Origin of the sequence: Paenibacillus sp. FSL R7-0204, assembly GCF_038002225.1 — a bacterium.
Classification (GTDB): Bacteria; Bacillota; Bacilli; order Paenibacillales; family Paenibacillaceae; genus Paenibacillus_AQ.
The window spans coordinates 2,311,465-2,329,895 of record NZ_JBBOCA010000001.1; the positions used below are offsets into that span (position 1 = coordinate 2,311,465).

Annotated in this window: 15 protein-coding genes; 14 read left to right on the forward strand and 1 reads right to left on the reverse strand. The window is 53.2% G+C overall.

Annotated elements, in window-relative coordinates; all coding sequences use genetic code 11:
* Window positions 1-40: 40 nt before the first annotated feature.
* Window positions 41-838, reverse strand: coding sequence for an AraC family transcriptional regulator (locus MKX42_RS10385; protein WP_340752420.1), 798 nt, complete (start codon window positions 836-838; stop codon window positions 41-43).
* Between the two features lie 188 nt (window positions 839-1,026).
* Here MKX42_RS10385 and MKX42_RS10390 point away from each other — a divergent pair, with 188 nt between their 5' ends.
* The 14 genes from MKX42_RS10390 to MKX42_RS10455 all read left to right on the forward strand — a co-directional run bounded on the left by MKX42_RS10390 (window position 1,027) and on the right by MKX42_RS10455 (window position 18,397).
* A complete protein-coding gene (locus MKX42_RS10390) occupies window positions 1,027-2,040 on the forward strand; it encodes a glycoside hydrolase family 5 protein (protein WP_340752421.1) in 1,014 nt (337 codons plus the stop codon).
* 61 nt (window positions 2,041-2,101) lie between these two features.
* Window positions 2,102-4,048 carry an alpha-L-arabinofuranosidase C-terminal domain-containing protein gene (locus MKX42_RS10395; protein WP_340752422.1) on the forward strand — a complete coding sequence of 649 codons (1,947 nt, stop codon included), beginning with the start codon at window positions 2,102-2,104 and terminating at the stop codon, window positions 4,046-4,048.
* A gap of 133 nt (window positions 4,049-4,181) precedes the next feature.
* Window positions 4,182-4,373, forward strand: a complete 192-nt coding sequence (locus MKX42_RS10400; RefSeq protein WP_340752423.1) for a type II toxin-antitoxin system HicA family toxin — start codon at window positions 4,182-4,184, stop codon at window positions 4,371-4,373.
* Window positions 4,374-4,397: 24 nt separating this feature from the next.
* A complete protein-coding gene (locus MKX42_RS10405; protein ID WP_340752424.1) occupies window positions 4,398-4,823 on the forward strand; it encodes a type II toxin-antitoxin system HicB family antitoxin in 426 nt (141 codons plus the stop codon).
* Between the two features lie 217 nt (window positions 4,824-5,040).
* Window positions 5,041-5,616: a TetR/AcrR family transcriptional regulator gene (locus tag MKX42_RS10410; protein ID WP_340752425.1), complete on the forward strand. Its 576-nt coding sequence runs from the start codon at window positions 5,041-5,043 to the stop codon at window positions 5,614-5,616.
* A 64-nt stretch (window positions 5,617-5,680) separates the two neighbouring features.
* A complete protein-coding gene (locus MKX42_RS10415; protein WP_340752426.1) occupies window positions 5,681-6,292 on the forward strand; it encodes a GNAT family N-acetyltransferase in 612 nt (203 codons plus the stop codon).
* Window positions 6,293-7,125: 833 nt separating this feature from the next.
* Window positions 7,126-8,304 carry an ROK family transcriptional regulator gene (locus MKX42_RS10420; RefSeq protein WP_340752427.1) on the forward strand — a complete coding sequence of 393 codons (1,179 nt, stop codon included), beginning with the start codon at window positions 7,126-7,128 and terminating at the stop codon, window positions 8,302-8,304.
* Window positions 8,305-8,347: 43 nt separating this feature from the next.
* Window positions 8,348-9,331: an ROK family protein gene (locus MKX42_RS10425; protein ID WP_340752428.1), complete on the forward strand. Its 984-nt coding sequence runs from the start codon at window positions 8,348-8,350 to the stop codon at window positions 9,329-9,331.
* A 31-nt stretch (window positions 9,332-9,362) separates the two neighbouring features.
* Complete coding sequence (locus tag MKX42_RS10430; protein ID WP_340752429.1) at window positions 9,363-10,547, forward strand: MFS transporter; 1,185 nt, start codon at window positions 9,363-9,365, stop codon at window positions 10,545-10,547.
* Between the two features lie 18 nt (window positions 10,548-10,565).
* On the forward strand, window positions 10,566-12,815 hold the full coding sequence (locus MKX42_RS10435) for an AraC family transcriptional regulator (RefSeq protein WP_340752431.1): 2,250 nt from the start codon (window positions 10,566-10,568) through the stop codon (window positions 12,813-12,815).
* Window positions 12,816-13,162: 347 nt separating this feature from the next.
* On the forward strand, window positions 13,163-14,755 hold the full coding sequence (locus tag MKX42_RS10440; protein ID WP_340752432.1) for an extracellular solute-binding protein: 1,593 nt from the start codon (window positions 13,163-13,165) through the stop codon (window positions 14,753-14,755).
* A 133-nt stretch (window positions 14,756-14,888) separates the two neighbouring features.
* Window positions 14,889-15,755 (forward strand): ABC transporter permease, encoded by an 867-nt coding sequence (locus MKX42_RS10445; protein ID WP_340757657.1) that lies wholly within the window; start codon window positions 14,889-14,891, stop codon window positions 15,753-15,755.
* A 27-nt stretch (window positions 15,756-15,782) separates the two neighbouring features.
* Window positions 15,783-16,655 (forward strand): carbohydrate ABC transporter permease, encoded by an 873-nt coding sequence (locus MKX42_RS10450; RefSeq protein ID WP_340752433.1) that lies wholly within the window; start codon window positions 15,783-15,785, stop codon window positions 16,653-16,655.
* A gap of 8 nt (window positions 16,656-16,663) precedes the next feature.
* Window positions 16,664-18,397: a hypothetical protein gene (locus tag MKX42_RS10455; protein ID WP_340752434.1), complete on the forward strand. Its 1,734-nt coding sequence runs from the start codon at window positions 16,664-16,666 to the stop codon at window positions 18,395-18,397.
* Window positions 18,398-18,431: the final 34 nt, after the last annotated feature.

Sequence of the window (18,431 nt, forward strand, 5' to 3'; positions counted from 1 at the left end):
TGAATTGTCAATAAAAATGGAGCGCCAGACTGCTTACAAGTTACAAGCGGTCTGGCTTTATTTTGTGCTCCCTATACTGTGACGGCGTCTGCCCCGTCTGTTGCTTGAACTGGCGCATGAAGTGAATCTCGCTGGCGTAGCCGCTCATCTCTGCGATTTTTTTGACGGAGGTGTCTGTGGTAGTGAGCAGGTACTTCGCATGTTCGATCCGGCTGGTAATGACGTCGGCCATCGGGCTTACGCCGAAGTAGTCCTTATACAGGTGCTGGAAGCAGGAGCGGCTCATGGTCAGTTCGTGGGACAGTCCGTCGATGGTCCAGTTGAGGAAGGGCTGGTTGTAGATTTTGGTGCGGATAATGGACATCTTGTTGTAATGCGTATTGCCGGCTTCCTTCTGGGTCGAATGAATCCGGTTGCTGAGCTTGATGAAGAATAATTGCAGATATAATTCGATGGTCTCGTCCTTATGCGGGTTCTCGGAATAAGTCTCATAGCACAAATTGTTAATGATGATCGACAGCTCGTTCAGATCACCAATCGGGATCACTTCATCCCTGGGGATCGCCAGCCGGTCCAGCAGTGCTTCGTCGCCAGGCTTGTCCAGCCGGAAATGGAACCAGTCATTGGTGAACTGTGACCCGTAAGCCCTGTAGAACTGAGGCGTATGCTCACTGTACAGAATGAAGGAGTCAGGACCTGTCACCCGGCTCTCTCCCTCCAAAGTGAAGACGGCCGGGGTCTTCAGCAGCAATAGCATATTGTCGCCCGAGCCCTGAGGCCGGTTAATGATGAAGTCCGCATCATGGCTGTGATTGTAGCCGATATTGTGTATGTTCATATGAACCTCCTGCACAGCAGATAGGTCTATTGTAGAAGCCAAGAGTGCCTTTTGTAAATGAGGATTGCACAATAAGTTAGTACTTACGCACGATGTGTAATTGTCCTGGGGCCAGGGTTTATCTATGCTTAAGGCAGGTAAGCAAGAGGACTATACAATGAAGGCTGAGGCCGGAGAGGATGATGGAAATGAAAGAGTGGACAGGTTATTCAAGAGGGGTGAATCTCGGAGGCTGGCTGTCCCAGTGTCCGTATCAGCATTCCCATTATAATAGCTTCATTACGGAGAAGGATATCGAGACGATTGCATCCTGGGGACTGGACCATGTCCGGCTGCCGGTGGATTATGAAGTGATAGAGGATACGGGGAATGCTGAGACTTACGCCGGGTTCAAGCATATCGACAATTGCATCCGCTGGTGTGCTGCCCATGGGCTGAATCTCATTATTGATCTGCATAAAACGCCCGGGTTCTCCTTCAACAGTGTGGCCGAGAATTCCCTGTTCGATGATCCGGCTCTCCAGGAGCGGTTCCTGAATCTGTGGAAGGCGATTGCCAGCCGGTATGCCAGTCATAAGGATATTGTGGCTTTTGAATTATTGAATGAGATTGTGGAGCAGGACAGCACCCGCTGGAATGCACTGGCTCACCGGACGATTGCCGAGATCCGCAAGCACGCCCCGGAGACCAAAATCGTTATCGGCGGCATCCAGTGGAACAGCGTGCATACGCTGGAGCTGCTGGATCAGCCTTTTGATGAGAATATCGTCTACACCTTCCACTTCTATGAGCCGTTCCTGTTCACGCACCAGCGTGCGGCTTGGGTGGAGCAGATGCCTAAGAGCAGCATGGACTATCCGGGCGACCTGGAGAACTACCGCAGCACTTCGGCGGCCATTGGCGCTTTCGGCTCAGGACTGCATGCAGATGGTATCAGCGAGATGGGTCCGGCGTACATGACCAGCTTGATTCAGAACGCCAGCGATGTGGCAGCGGAGCGGAACGTGTATCTGTACTGCGGGGAATATGGAGTCATTGAGCAAGCCCCGTCACAGAGCGTAGTGAACTGGTACAAGGATGTGCATGGAGTGTTCGAGCAATACAAGATCGGGCGGGCCGCATGGACGTATAAAAAGATGGACTTCGGCATCTCCGACCGTTATGACAGCAGCATTACAAGAGAGATTATTTCTTATTTGTAAAGGGCTATATAGATATAACTGGATAATATACAGACAAGGGAAAGTGGCGGAGGGGAAATAAATGAAAATACAAATCACAGATAAACCCGGGGCAGCGATCTCCAAGGGGATGATAGGGCTCTTCTTCGAGGATATCAACTACGGGCTGGACGGCGGGCTGCATGCCGAGATGATTGAGAACCGTTCCTTTGAATTCATGAAGGCGCAGGGCGACAGGGGGAGCTACAGCGAGAGGCATGACGGTCTCTATGGCTGGACAGCATATCCGGCAGAAGCCAGCGGGGCCACCCTGAAGATTGAGACGGAGCATCCGCAGAATGAGGTCAATCCCCATTATCTGGCGTTTACCGCTGGGGAGACGCAGAACGCTTTTACCAATAAAGCCTATGATGGAATCTCCCTGAAGCCGGGACTTAAGTATGAGGTATCCTTCTATGCCAGAGCGGAGGGGTATGCAGGGGGCATTGAAGTTTCGGTTGAGCAAAATAGTACGGTCATGGCGCAGGCTGTCATCGCAACAGCGGTGAGTGGTGAATGGACACGCTATACGGCGCAGCTTAGCAGCAGTGAGCCTGTATCGTATGGGGATTTCGTCATCCGGCTGGATGCGCCGGGCACGGTCTGCTTCGACTTCATTTCCATGATTCCCTCCGATGCGGTGCTGGGCTTGTTCCGCAGGGATCTGGTCGGGCTGCTGGAAGAGATGAAACCAGGCTTCCTGAGGTTCCCGGGAGGGTGTATTGTTGAGGGCTATAACCTGGAGAACCGTTACCAATGGAAGCGGAGTGTGGGCGCCGCCGAACAACGCAAGAATAACAGCAGCCGCTGGGCGCTGCACGGGAATAATGAAGAGAATCAGTACACGAGCGAGTACAGCCATTATAATCAGAGCCTGGGAATCGGGTTCTATGAGTATTTTCTACTGTGTGAATACCTGGGAGCGCGGCCGATTCCGGTGCTGAATGTCGGGCTGGCCTGCCAGTTCCAGTCTACTGAGCATGTGGGCGTACATGATGATGATTTCCAGGAGTATATCCAGGATGCGCTGGACTTGCTGGAATTCGCCAACGGACCGGTGGATTCACCGTGGGGACGACTGCGGAGTGAGTTGGGGCACCCGGAACCATTTGGTCTGGAGATGATCGGGATCGGCAATGAACAGTGGGAGACGGAGCATGCGGACTTTTTCACTAGGTACGATCTGTTCGAGGAAGCAATTCATGCCCGGTACCCTGCTGTGCAGCTAATCGGCTCTGCCGGGCCGGATGTCAGCTCGGACAACTACACCCGGGCGTGGGAATATTACCGGAAGCGTGCTGCGGGCAATCCGAATTTCGTCTATGCGGTCGATGAGCATTATTATGTGAAGCCGGAATGGCTGTGCGAGAATGTGCATTTCTATGATAAGTATCCGCGGGATATCAAGGTATTCGCCGGGGAGTACGCAGGCCATTATGGCAACGGGATGAATTCGCCGCACTTCAACAGCTGGGGCGCTGCGCTGGCCGAAGCCGCATTCCTGACGGGCCTTGAGCGCAACGCTGATATCGTCGTGCTGGCCTCTTATGCACCGTTGTTCGCCAGACTTGGCTACGCCCAGTGGTCGCCGGATATGATCTGGTTCGATGGTGAGAACAGCTACGGCACGCCAAGCTACTATGTGCAGCAACTGTACAGTACGCTGATGGGAACGAAGGTGCTGCAGACGGTACATGACCAGGAGGAGATTCCTTACACTGTTTCTTATGATGAGGAGCAGCAGATCCTTTATGTGAAGCTGGTGAACACGCAGGACCGTACCGTTCAGGTGGAGCTGGAGACTGCGCTGTCCTTGACCGGAAGCGGCGAAGCCTATGTGATGCAGGGCGAGGAGACGGAAGTGAACTCGATTGAGGCTCCGCGCAACATCGCGCCTAAGCGTGTGCCGATTGAGACCGCAAGCCGGATGGTTTATACACTGGAGCCGAAGTCGTTCCATGTGCTGCGGATGGAATGCGGGGTAAGGTGATTTAAGCTGAGGTAAACTAACCCTTTCAGAAGCTTGGTAGAGCTTTTGAAAGGGTTTTTTTACAATTATTATACACAACTATTGACACGTGCTTAAACACGTATTATCCTTGGTGAAGGAGGATGGTCATATTATGAAGGGTTATTCTTCAAGAGAAATGATAAAAATGATCGAAGCAGACGGGTGGTATTTTATCCGGGCGACTGGCGACCACTATCAATACAAACATCCAGTCAAGTCGGGCAAGGTTACCATTCCGCATCCCAACAAAGATCTGCCGAAGAAAACCATCATAAGTATCCTCAAGCAGGCAGGACTTCAATAGTTCCATCGAAAGGAGACCATACAAATGAAGGATAAAGTGAAATTTTACCGCTATTTTGCGACCTTTGAACAAGACGAAGATGGAATTACTGTAGAATTCCCTGATCTTCCTGGTGCAATTACCTGCGGTCAGGATATAGACGAAGCGTTCTATATGGCCAAAGATTGTCTCGCGCTGCACCTATTTGGGATGGAGGAAGACGGCGACTTGATTCCTGCTCCCTCTGGTATTAATGCACTCAATACACTCACAGCAGGAACGGGGAAAATTGCTGCTCTAATCGAAGTGTTCATGCCACCCTACCGGAGTTCCATATCAGAACGTTCCGTGAAAAAAACACTAACTATTCCCAAATGGCTGGATGATCTCGCCGCGACAAATAATGTGAATTACTCACGGATTCTACAGGATGCATTAAAGGAACAACTTGGTGTGAATGAAAGAAGATAGACCTAGGTGACTAACCTCTTTATGGAGGAAAAAGTAACCCCCTTACAAGCGTACAGCTTCTTAAGGGGGTTTTTGATGTGCCTTGAACAATTTGACACCACCAACCTCCCGGTATAAAATAAACTAAAATGATAGATAAATATATCATTTTAATTACTTTAATATCATTAAGTTAACAAAACTATCACCCACCCCACAGCAGAGGCAGGCCATATTCATGAAAACCAGTGTTAAAGATAACAAACGGAAGGCTATTCTGGACGCATCGACGGAGCTACTGGCGTTCAAGCCGACAGCTACGCTGCAGGAGATCGCGGATCACGCAGGGATCGGCATTGCGACGCTGCACCGCTATTTCTCCACCAGGGAGCTGCTGCTGGATGCGCTGGCGTTGAATGCGATCGGGCTGGTGGATGAAGCGCTCGGGGGCGTTACCGCAGAGGAGCACGATATGCTTCCATTCCTTACGGAAGTGTTCGAGGTGCTGATTCCATTGGGCGGCAAGGTGTCTTTTCTCAGCTTCGCTGCCTCCGTGGACGAGAATCCGCATATTGTAGCCGAGGAAGCACGGATCAAGCAGCCGCTGCGGGAAGCGGTGGAGGGCTGGCAGGCACGCGGTCTGCTGAATGCCGGAATGCCCGCCCACTGGATCATAACGGTCATGTATAATCTGTTGTTCGTTGCCTGGCAGGAGATCCAGAAGGGTAATCTTGCGAAGAATGATGCTCCGAAGCTGCTGGTTACTACAGTCCTCCAAGGCTTCAGCGGAACAGGGCATGGGGACGGCAGGTAACCGTGAAGAGGGCACGTTCACCAAGACGGTAGAATCTGGAGCGGAACAATAAGGAGGAATTTGTATGTCAACACTGCAAGTAGAGATCGTGGACCGTTTGGATGAGGAACAGAAACGCGAAGTCGCCAGGCTGTTTTATCAGGCTTTTACCTTGAAATTCAGCGGAATATGGATCTTCTCCCGTAAAGAGCAGGAGATTGTGGACGTGCTGAGCCGCTGTCTGCATTATGACAAGGCCCTGTATGCGGTGTATGAGGGAAGGGTCGTAGGCTTTGCCGGTCTGGAGACGGGCGTTGGCTTCTTCATGACACTGAATTACCGTTCACTTAGGCAGACCTTCGGGCTGCTCGGCGGCGCTTGGCGTTATGCCGCCTATGGCATCTTCCGCCTGCTTCATGGCAATACCCCCTCAAATGCAGTGCATATCGATCCGCTTGTTGTGTCCGAGCAGGCCAGAGGGCTGGGAATCGGAACCCGGCTGCTGGAGGCCGTCTTCGCATGGTCCCGGGAGGCGGACCGCAGTAAGGTGCTGCTGGAGGTTGTCGATACCAATCCGCTGGCGAAGAAGCTGTATGAGCGGGTGGGCTTCCGGACCTTCAAGGTGCAGAATACCCGGTTGTTCTCCTCGCAGGCCGGCTTCCACAAAGTGCTGCATATGGAGAAAATGCTGAATTAGCCTGGCACGCATTCCCGGTCCGCAGGAGGATCTGCGGACTTTTGCGGTTAGTGGTGGGGGGCGGACTGAGATTCCGCTATTGTGGATTTACAGCGCCATAGTGACTTTTGGCGGACTGACAATCCGCTATTGCTGCTCAAACAGGCTGTTTGGGTGACTTCTAGGGCGGATAGCGGAATCTCTGTCCGCGAACAAGCGAATAAGTAACAATTTCGGCAAAATAGCGGATTCTCAGTCCGTGCCATCAGGCTCGTACACATCAGTTCCCCCAAGCTCGTCGCAAAATCGTATATTCCAAGAATCCGCAGAGCTGATCTGTGGGTTCTTGCTGCTGGGGAGGGAGGGGCGGACCTGACCGGGAAAAGGGCCGAGCGAATGCTGCGGATGGTCAAGTGTGCATAGGTAATAGAAAGTGTGTGGTCAAGGGCATCGGCTAAACTGCTATGGCCAAGTTTTCAAAGTGGCTGCGGACTGAGATTCCGCTATTGTGGATTTACAGCGCCATAGTGACTTTTGGCGGACTGACAATCCGCTATTGCTGCACAAATAGGCCGTTTGGGTGACTTCTAAGTCAGATAGCGGAATCTCAGTCCTCGAACAAGCGAATAAGCAGCAATTTCGGCAAAATAGCGGAATCTCAGTCCCCAACATGAGGCTCGTACACATCAGTTCCCCCAAGCTCGTCGCAAAATCGAATATTCCAAGAATCCGCAGAGCTGATCTGTGGACTACTGTTTTATTAGGGTCTGGATAAATCACCCGAAAGACTGTATATTAGACTGTATATTAAGTTAGTAAACTTAATTAACTATATATAGAACGGAGTATGGATCGTGAAAATTCAAACGGCCGGGACCCCCAAGGTCATGCGCAATCTGAATGAATTTCTGATTCTGGACCGGATTATCGGCGGCGGACCGCAATCCAGAGCGGATCTTAGCCGGTATACCGGCTTAAGCAAGCCTACGGTATCCTCGGCCATTGCTCATCTTATAGAACGCGGACTGGTTAGAGAGACCGGCAGAGCGGAGAACACTCAGGGCCGCAAAGCGACTCTAGTGGAATTCAACCCGAAATGCTTCTATACGCTGGGGGCAGAGGTGGGGGGAAGCAGCCTGCGGATAGCGCTAGCGGATATGAGCGGAGACATCTGCTATTACAAGCAGCTGTCTATGCCTGAGAGCGGGCTGACAGAGGCGGTGTGTCAAGACTTTCTGGTGCAGGGCATAGAGGGACTGCTTGCAGATTCCGGGATCTCCCGGGAGAAGCTGCGGGCCGCGGCCTTCGGGATTCCAGGCGTAGTGGACCCGGCAGATGGCAGCGTATCTGACCTGGTTGCCCCGCTGCGCGGGTGTGAAGGGGTGCTCGCAAGGACTAATCTGGCCCAGCTGTTCCCCGTGCCAGTCGTGACGGAGAATGATGTCAATCTTGCGGCTCTGGCGGAGTATACCTCTTCGGGGATGGAGGCAAGCGGCTCTCTGCTGTACTTCTCCATCGGCGCAGGAACCGGGGGTGGCCTCATTATCCACGGGGAGATCTACCGGGGGCTTGGCGGCGGTGCAGGCGAGCTGGCCAATCTGATGCTGAGCGCGGGCAGGCTGGAGGATGTACTGTCTACAGACGGATTAAGGCAACTGGCTAACCGGATGGCAAAAGAACACACAGGTGCAGGTGATACAGCGTATCTGCTGTCCATGCCTGGAGAACTAGCGGAGCGGATTTGGGATGAAATGCACAGAGGTGAGCCTCTTGCACTGGCTATTATCGAGGCCTATTGCAATCTGCTTGCAGAGGCGGTAGGCAGTATTTGTACAGTGATGGCTCCAACGACTGTGGTTCTTGGAGGTGAACTGGGCAGCCATGGGGAGATCCTGCTGGAGAGGCTGGAATCCCGGCTGGGCGGACTTCACCGGAAGCCCCGGCTGGCTGCGTCCAGCCACGGGGACAAGGATGTGGTGCTTGGAGCGGTGCAGACCGCGGTCCAATTGGCTTTTCGTGAGATGCGGGCATGAGAAGTATAAGCTTATATTAAATAGAATGACGGGGGAATCCTAGATGAATATGTTAACTGCCGGAATTGATGTGGGCGGAACCAAAACACTGCTATGCCTGACGGATGAAGAAGGAACGGTGCTTGAACAGTACAAGGTGGAAACGCAGCTGAGCCGGGAGCCTGAGGTGTTCTTCCGCTGGTTATTCACCGAACTGGAGCAGCTCTGTAAGCGTAACGGCACTACGCTCGCTTCTCTGAAGGGAGTGGGCATCGGGTTCCCGGGAGTCATGAATGAGCGCACCGGCACACTGACCAGCGCACCGGCGCTCAATTGGCCTGCAACCCTGGATATCCGTCCGGTTATTGCAGCTTATTATCCTGGACTGGTGGTGCTGGACAATGATGTGAATATGGCCGCTATGGGCGAGTATGCAGCGGGATCTGCTGCGGGGTCTGAGCATTTCATTATGATCACGGTCGGCACGGGAGTGGGCAGTGCCTTGTTCCTGAACGGCCAGCTCTACCGGGGAGCCAGCTTCGCTGCGGGTGAGATCGGCTATCTCATCGTTGAGCCGGGAGCGGTTCATGCTGCTGCCGATCCGGAGTACAGTGAGTTCGGCCCGTTTGAGATGGAGGTATCCGGCACGGGAATCGGGGCGAAGGCGGCTGCCCGGCTGCACGGGAATAACAGCAGTTCATTGATCCGGGAGCTGGCGCAGGGCGATACAGTCCGGGCGGAGCATGTATTTGCAGCGGCGCAGCAGCAGGATGAGACAGCACTGGCGCTGCTGGATCATGCGTATGAACAGATGGCGGCGGCGGTCAAGAATATTGCGATTACGCTGGATCTGGAGCTGGTGATTCTGGGCGGCGGTGTCGTGGAGAAGAACTCTGGCTATGTGCAGGAGATTGCGGCGCGGGTCAGCCGGTATACACCTGAGCAATCTTTATTGATCCGGCAGGCGGTGCTTGGCAATCAGGCGGGAGCGATAGGTGCTGCGGCGGCGGCCCGAAGCAGGCTGAACGCAGGAACCGGGCAGAATTGAGGGTATGAAAATGAGACGCGGAACAAGTATAATGAGATTCTCTGTAGGCAGCAAGGAGAGCGAGGTTCTGCTGAAGATGCGGGGGCTGTACCTGTTCACAGGTCTGGCCGGGGGCAGCTTTAACCCGTATGTCACCTCCCTTCTGGTTCATCAGGGCATGACGAGCCAGCGGATTGGAGTGATGATGGCATTCGGCACCTTGCTGGCGATTCTGTTTCAGCCGTTATGGGGAATTCTGGTGGACCGCTATCAACGAACAAGACTGGTACTGATGCTTACCCTGATTGTTCCCGGCACCATAGTCTATCTTTACAATGTAAAATGGCTTGTCGTCATTGTGCTGGTATACAGCTTGTATACGATTTTCCAGAGTACCCAGACGCCGATTGCCGACGCTTATGCAGTGAATGCAGCTTCAGCCGCAGGCACCTCGTTCGGCACCATCCGGCTGTTCGGCAGTATCGGTACGGCGCTGGGTGGGTACTTCGGCGGGTTGTATCTGAACTGGATGGGAGTTACAGAGCTGTGGATTCCCTTCCTGCTCTTCAACCTGCTTGCCCTTCTGCTCGTGATTACCATCCCGGTGAATGTGGAGCGGCGGGCGCAGCATGTAACCTTCACCAGCGGAATCAGGCAGCTGCTGGGCAACCGGGTCTTTCTGCTGTTTCTCGCCGGTTGTTTTCTGGTGAACCAGACGCTTACGGCCTTCAACTCCTTCTTTGTCCTGACCTTCCAGATGGCGGGCGGGAGCTTTGCGTGGTCAGGCATCGCCCTGATGATTGCTTCCATTACCAGTGTTCCGGCAATGCTCGTGGCCGCAAGAGTTCTGAAAAAGTACGGCTATGAGAAGACATTGATGCTGGCCTCCGTTGTCTACATGCTCCGCTGGGCGATCCAATGGCTCATTCCTGTTCCCGGTGTTATGATAGGTGTCCAGACGCTGCACGGCATGTCGTTTGGTTTCTTTTACATTGCAGCTGTGGAATATGTGGCCTCTATTACGGGTAAAGAGCTGCAAGCCACAGGGCAAAGCCTGTTCAATATGGTATTTGTGGGTCTTGGCGGCATTGCCGGGAATCTGCTGAACGGGTATCTGCTGGAGACCGGCGGCCCGGGACTGATGTATTTCTCCTGTACGGTGAGCGCTGCGTTAGGTGCATTGCTGCTGTACAAGGTAAGCTCAATTTCACGTAAGAAGCAGCAGCAGCCTGAATAAGAAGAAGGGGGAAGCTCTATGAAGCGCAGTTGGTATACTCGGATGCTATTCTCATACTTCCCTGTCTTCCTGCTTGTAGTCACTGTTCTAATCTTCCTGGCCTTCATGGTCATTACGGAGCTGTCCCGCAGCGAGACGGAGAAGGCTAACTACATATCCACCAGCTATGTGGCGGATACGGTGGAGCGGACCTTGAATGATATAGAGCTGGGGGTGCTGCAGGAGATCGGAGATAACTATTCCTATAATGACTTTCTGGATGCGCCCTCCGGCACGGACTCACCGGCAGGCAGCTCGTATGAAATTGTGCAGAGTATGAACCGTCTATCCGAACGCTTTAGCCTGATTGATTCAATCTACGTCTACCGTAACAAGGACAAGCTGATGCTGGGCCAGAGCGGATACGTGAATCCGGGGCAGGGCCAGGGGCTGGAAGCAGAATATTTGCAGCAGCTCTCTGCGAATAAGCAGCAGCAGGGGTGGAGCGCTGTACGGATGGTTCAGCCCAGGAACTCTAAGGACTTGCGGCCGGTGATCAGCCTGGCCAGCAGGCTGCCGATTCCATGGGGCTCCGACGGCTATATTGTTATTAATGTCAGTGTGTATCGCATACAGCGTCTGGTGGATAGCTTGACAAGTGGAGAACTGTCCTTTCTGCGGATCAAGGATGTCTCGGGGGCACCGATCTATGATTCTGCTCCAGCCGCAGACGGCGGGAATAACAGAACGCTCTCGAAGGTCGAGGCGAAGGATCTGGGCTGGACCTTCGAGAGCGGGCTGCGGGCCGGGCGCTTATTCGACTGGATCTCGGTGATCTCTTACGTCTGGTTCATTCTCGGGCTGCTGACGATTGCGCTGGGCGTAGTGTATATCATCTACATCACCCGGAGGAATTACCGGCCCATCCATCAGCTGATGGTGCGGATTCAAGGACTCCAGCCAGCGGCCCAGCATGCCACGCCTGCCGTGGCTTCCGATGAGCTGGCCCTGATGCATAACGCCCTGGACCGGCTGGTGCAGATCACTACCGACTATGAGCGGGAACGCTATGAGAATCTGGTCATTCAGCGCCGGGAGCTGTTTCAGGATTTCCTCAGCGGGCAGCGGCTGGAGAATGCGGGAGAGCGGCTGGAGACGCTGGACCCCTTCGAGGGCACCAGGGAGTTCGAAGCCTTCGTTGTATTCGCAGCTGAGCTGAACCGGGAGAAGGACTGGCATGCGCTGCCTGCTCAGGATCAGAACCTGCTGAAATTCGCCTTAACCAATGTACTGGGGGACCTGATGGCAGATAAGCAGCTTCAGGCCTGGGCCGAATGGATCAGCGGGGAGCGGCTGGGGATGATTATTGGCCTCCGGTTCCAGCCGGTGAAGGATGATAGCGATACGATGCTGGAGCTGGCAAGAGACTGCCACCGCTGGATTATGGATAATCTGCGGGTATCCTTGACCTTCGGAGTGGGTACGGTCGTCCGGGACTGGCGGGAGATCAAGAATTCTTATGCGGCAGCGGCTGAGGTGCTGAGTCACAGGCTGGCTCTGGGAACAGATATTGCAGCAGTCCAAATGAATCAGCAGGACGATTCCGGACTGCAGAGCTATAAATACTTCGGGAGCTTCACCCAGCTTGTCCGTGAATTCCGCCTCTCAGGCGAGAACTGGCGAATCCGGCTGGACGAAATCTTCGATTCCTTCCGCAAGGACCACCTGAAGGACGAAGAGATCTATATGCTGCTGGAAGTGCTGCTCCAGGCGCTGGAGCAGGAGCTTAAGGGCATAGCGGAGACGCTGGACCGTCAGCTTGCGGCAGCATGGACCGGCGGTCTGCGGGAACGCATCCGGGGAAGCACCGATCTTGAGGAGATCCGGGAGCTGCTGACCGGCTGGTTGAATGAAACCTACCATGTCTATGTGTCGGTCAACGAGCTGAAGAGCCACCGGGTGATGATTACCGAGGTTAAGCATTATATTGAAGAGCATTATGCCAATCCTGATCTCTCCTTGAATCATCTGAGCGAACGGTTCCAGATCTCTGCGAAATACGCCAGCTACCTGTTCAAGGAAGAATTCAATATGAAATTCGTGGACTTTCTCGCAGAGCTGCGGCTGATGAAGGCCAAGGAACTGCTGGATACGACTTCAGAGAGCATACAGGATATTGCCCTGCAGATTGGATATGCTAATTCCATTACCTTCGGACGGGTCTTCAAACGTATTACGGGCATGACCCCGGGGGATTACCGCAAATTGAAGCTCCATAAAGATGAATAAGCACTGCGTAAATCCGGCTTCAGCTGATTCCGGGTTTGCGCTTTTTTTGATTATTGGGAGAGGTTGGGGCAATGGGTGATAAATACATAACATAATAAGTTATATATGAGTTAGGTATTTGGATTTATGCATGCAATTTTCGTGAAGGATTCCTACGATAATTGTATATTCGAAATGAAAAATGCTGCAATTTCATTGGTTTTTTCATGAAAATTCAACAAGAAACATGTATATTGTCGAATTCCGCAAATGATGTAATAATTCATCACATGGTCAAGCCGTAAGCACCATACAGAGACAACAGGCTGATTGAAATCAGAAATCGAAAGGGATAGGTGATAGGAAATATGACAAATGATAACGGTAAAAGAAAGTTGGCTCTCGGTCTCTCAGCGGTTCTTATGTCATCTATGGTATTGTCTGCATGCTCGTCTAAAGATACCAGTGAAGCAAGCGGCAACGGTGCAGCACAAGCCGGCAGCTTGAAGATCGAAATTTTTGACCGTGGCAATGCGCCGGCCGGTGTTACGGCATCCGATAATTTCCTCACTAATTATGTTAAAGAGAATTTCGGCAAGGGGAGCAATATCGATGTGGAATTTGTCCCTATCCCCCGCTCAGAGGAAGTAACCAAGCTTAATGTCCTGATGGCCAGCGGAACCGATGTTCCTGATATCGTCTTCACCTATGACTCCGGGACCTTCAACAAATATGCCGAGCAAGGCGGGCTGACAGATCTGACTCCGCTGCTGAAGGAACACGGACAGAACCTGACCAAGTTCCTTGGCGAGGATACTCTGCGCTACGGTCAATACGATGGCGTCCAGTATAGCATTCCCGCCAAACGTTCTACGGTAGGTAAATATGCTTCCTTCATCCGTCAGGACTGGCTGGATAAGCTGGGGCTTCCCGTTCCGGCTACTTCAGAGGAGTTGTACAATACACTAACTGCCTTCAAGACCAAAGATCCGGGTGAAACCGGCGGTAAGGTAATTCCGCTGGGCATGACGATTGCTGCGGCGCAGTATGATTCGCTGGTCTGGTCCTTCATTAAGCCGGTCAGTGAGCAGGAACGCTTCGAGCTTACACAGAACCTGAGCTCCCGTGACTACCCTATTCTGCTGCCTGGATTCAAGGATGCTATTCAATATATGAACAAGCTGTATAATGAAGGGCTGATCAGCAAGGATTTTGCCCTGGACGAGAATAAAGAAACCCTTACACAGAATATCGGGAACGGGCTTGTGGGCGCATTCAGCGATGATAACGATGCGATCTTCTACCCTGACGGTTCTTATGATGTTATGACGAAGAATAACCCGAAGGCTGTACTGAGCGCCATTGATCCGTTCACGAACAGCGAGGGGAAGACGGCTAAGCCGGTATCTGCTCCGAACGGGATGTATATTATGATTCCGAAGTCCAGCAAGCATGCGGTGGAAGCTATGAAGTATCTGGACTGGATGTCTGCGGATGGTCACCTGCAATATATCCAGAACGGGATTGAAGGCGAGCATTACACGCTGGAAGACGGCGTGCCGGTCTCCATTCCGGATATGTCTGTCGAATCCTCCAACAAGCTGTCAGGCGGCGGGGATATCGGGATTATCGCGAACGGACGGATTTTTGAGAGCCAGGAAAAGAATAATGAAGCCTTCGTGAAGAGCTTCCGCACCAAGTATCAGGACATCATCGCGAAATCACTGACGATTTCCACCACTAACCCGATTGAGCCGGTGTTCACCAGCCGTCCGATTGAGGCAGAGAGCAAATACGGCACCACACTTAGCGATAAAATCAAGCAGTTGATGGTGAAATCTACAATGGTCTCCCCTGGCGAATTCGAAGTCACCTATGAGAGTATGCTGAAGGACTACATGTCGAGCGGCGGACAGGCCATTCTGGATGAACGCAAGGCTGCCTACAGCGAGCAGAAATAATTGAATTCGAGGTTCGTGAGGGAGGGGGAGCGGCAGGGCTGCCGGTCTTGGCTGCTTCCCCTTACAGCCTCATGGGCACAGTGGAGGAGGAATCGTTGTGGGATACACCCGTTATTTCCGCAGAAATTGGCAGATGTACGCATTGCTGGTCTTACCTATCCTGTTCTTTATTATTTTCAAATACGGTCCAATGTATGGTGTGCAGATTGCGTTCAAGGACTTCAACTTTTTCAAAGGCATCGGTGGCAGTGAATGGATTGGTCTTGACGGATTCCGCGAGGTATTTGCGAATCAGGACTTTTATATAACCTTACGCAACACGTTGATGCTGAACTTTCTGGATCTGATCGTTTCTTTTCCCGCCCCCTTAATTATTGCAATCATGCTGTTTGAGCTGAAGGTGGTCTGGTTCAAGAAGCTGTCTCAGACGATTCTGTATATTCCGCATTTTATTTCCTGGGTAATCATCGGCGGGATTGTGTACCAGCTCTTCGGGCAGCAGTCCGGGATGATTAACAACCTGTTAACGAGCCTGGGACTGAATGCCATTCCTTTTCTCTCTGACAAAAATTATTGGCTGATCACTTACCTGCTGACCGGTGTCTGGCAGAGCGCAGGCTGGGGGACGATTCTCTATCTGGCGGCACTCGCGGGCATCAATAAAGAGCTGTTCGAAGCGGCGGAGGTCGATGGGGCCGGAAGAATCAAGCGCATTCTGCATATTACGATTCCGGGGATCAAGCCGACGATTGTTACGCTGCTGATTATTAATCTGGGCAATATGATCTCGATTGGCTTCGAGCGGCCGTTCGTAATCGGTAACCTTGCGGTTATGGAATACTCGGATGTGCTGAGTACCTTTGTCTACCGGATCGGTCTGGAATCGGGGCAGTATACGCTGGCTACGGTGGTTGGATTGTTCCAGGCGGTGGTCGGACTTCTATTCCTGCTGGCAGCGAACTATATTTCCAAGAAGCTTACAGACGAGAGCATCCTATAATCAACCTGTGGATCGGGAGTGTACATTATGAATGAAAGAGCAGCTAACAAGGCGTTTGATACATGGATTGTGATCTGCTTAACCTTATCGGTGCTGGCATGTCTGATTCCGTTCGTGCATATTCTCGCGGTATCCTTCAGCGGAACGGTCCCGATTGCTTCGGGCAAAGTTACTTTATTCCCTATGGACTTCAATATTGAGGCGTATAAAAAAGTGTTCGGTGATGCCGCGATGATCCGCTCGCTGGCCTTCACGATATTCCTGACGGTGCTGTTCACAGCGCTGTGCATGATGATGACGGTTGCGGCGGGCTACGCCCTGTCGAAGAAGGATCTGAAGGGCCGTAAAATCTTCATGTTCATCATTGTCGTCACCATGTTCTTCAGCGGCGGTATTATTCCAGAGTATATTTTGACACGGGAGCTGCATTTGCTGAATACGATCTGGGCGCTGGTGCTGCCCGGTCTGATCAGCCCCTTCTATATGATTATCCTGATTTCTTTTCTGGCCGGGATTCCGGACGCGCTCAAGGAGTCCGCTGAGATCGACGGCAGCAGCCAGTTCGGGACGCTAATCCGTATCATTCTGCCGTTATCCATGCCGGTACTTGCTACCCTAAGCTTGTTCTATGCCGTCGGCAGATGGAACGGATTCCAGGATACGCTGATGTATATCACGAAGCCGGAGCTGTATCCGCTCCAGCTTAAGCTCTATCATATGATCCAGAACAGCCAGGTAACCGATATGATGAGAATGGAGGGGAATGCGATCAGTACGGTTGTGCCGGAGAGTCTGAAGGCGGCTACTGTAGTGTTCGCCACAGTGCCTATTCTGCTTGTCTATCCATGGCTGCAAAGATACTTCGTCTCGGGTGTGATGACCGGGGCGGTGAAAGGGTGAGTAGACAGATGTTCAAGAAGATAACGGACATTAATGACAAATGGACACAGGAATCCATGGAGCTGCAGATCAGTGACCGGGAGAGCCGGTACTTCGGGGGTGTGCGTGATCCGCTGAGCGGCGTAGCCTGGCCGAATCATACCGGCACGGCCCAGTATCTGGCGGCATGGGCGGCAGCACTGGTGAATCCGCAGTCCCGGTATTACCGGGATCTGGCGCTGCTGGGGCAGCTGCAGGAGGGGATGGCGTTCATGCTGCGGTTCCAGCATGAGGACGGCACGATCTCGCCGGGCTGGACGAACTATCATTCCCCGCCGGATACGGCGTTCGTGGTAGTCGGACTAGCCAATATCCTGACGCTGCTGGAGCGGCATAGCTGGCCGCCGCTCCAGCCAGCGACGGATCAGATGAGAGCCTTCCTTGTGCGGACGATTCCGGCGATGCTGACCGGGGGTGTACATACCCCGAATCACCGCTGGGTGCTGACTGCCGCGCTGGGGTCTTTATTCCGGATTTTTGCCCTGGAGGAGCTGCAGGCAAGAGCCGGAGAATGGCTTCAGGAGGGGATGGACATTACGCCGGACGGCGAATGGACGGAGCGGAGTAACGGAATCTACAATACGGTCAGTGACATTATGCTCTATTACGCCGCGCAGGATCTGAACCGTCCTGAGCTGCTGGAGCCGGTCCGCCAGAATCTGCGGATGATGAAATATCTGGTTCACCCGGACGGTGAGGTGGTCACTGATTATTCGGGGCGGCAGGATTTCGGCAGCGTCTACTCGCTGGCTGATTATTATCTGTGCTATCAGCTGATGGCAGAGCATGACCGCGATCCGGAATTCGCAGCTCTTGCGGAGCTGGCAAGCCGCTCGGTGATGCATCCGGGCTCGCTGCCCAATCAGATTATGCTGGGATTCCTGCTCTATCCCCAGATGCAGGCGGGTTCAGTCGCGCCGGGAGAACTGCCGGACAGCTACCGCAAGGTAATAGATGGCGCATTCAACCGTCAGGAACTGATCGGCCGTATCGGGCAGGACGGCTACGGCGGGCCTGTCCGCCACAGCAAGCAGCATACGGAATTCGGCGCTCCGGTTGCCCGGGTGCGCAGCGGGAAGACCAGTGTAAGCGTGATGACCGAGGCTTCCTCGCTGTTCTCGCTGCGGCATGGCCGGGCAAGGCTGCTGGGGGTCCAGCTGGCTTCAAGCTTCGGGCCGGGACTGATTACGATGGATTCACTGACGGAGACAGCGGACGGATTCCAGCTGGAGTCTGCTGCCGATAAGGGCTACTATGGCACTATTCCCGCAGATAAGCTGCCTACGCGAACAGGCCTGCCTGCCAGCCCGTGGTATCTGCTGCCCCATGGCGAGCGGCCGCTTACCCATAACCAGACCAGCGGTGTCTGCGTGAAGGTAAGCGAGTGGGAAGCAGGCTGGGATCTGCACTTCTCAGCACCGTCCCCGGCAGATGTGCTGACCCAGATTGTCCTGCTCTTCGGCAGCGAGGGCAGACTCGAAGGCTCCGCGCTGACGCCGGTACCGGGTATGAGCGAGACTTCCTTCTGGACCGCCGGAACACTCCGCTATAGCGCAGGGGAGGATTGGATGGAGCTTGAGCAGGGCTGTCATGAGCATCACCTGGCCGATATCCGCGGGATGAGCTATCCCGAAGGCTGCCAGAAAATCATCGTAACACTCATCACTCCTCTGGAGTATAGCCTGCGGATTCGTCTTTCCTGACAGATGCCTATATAATGAAAGGGTTATCAGGATT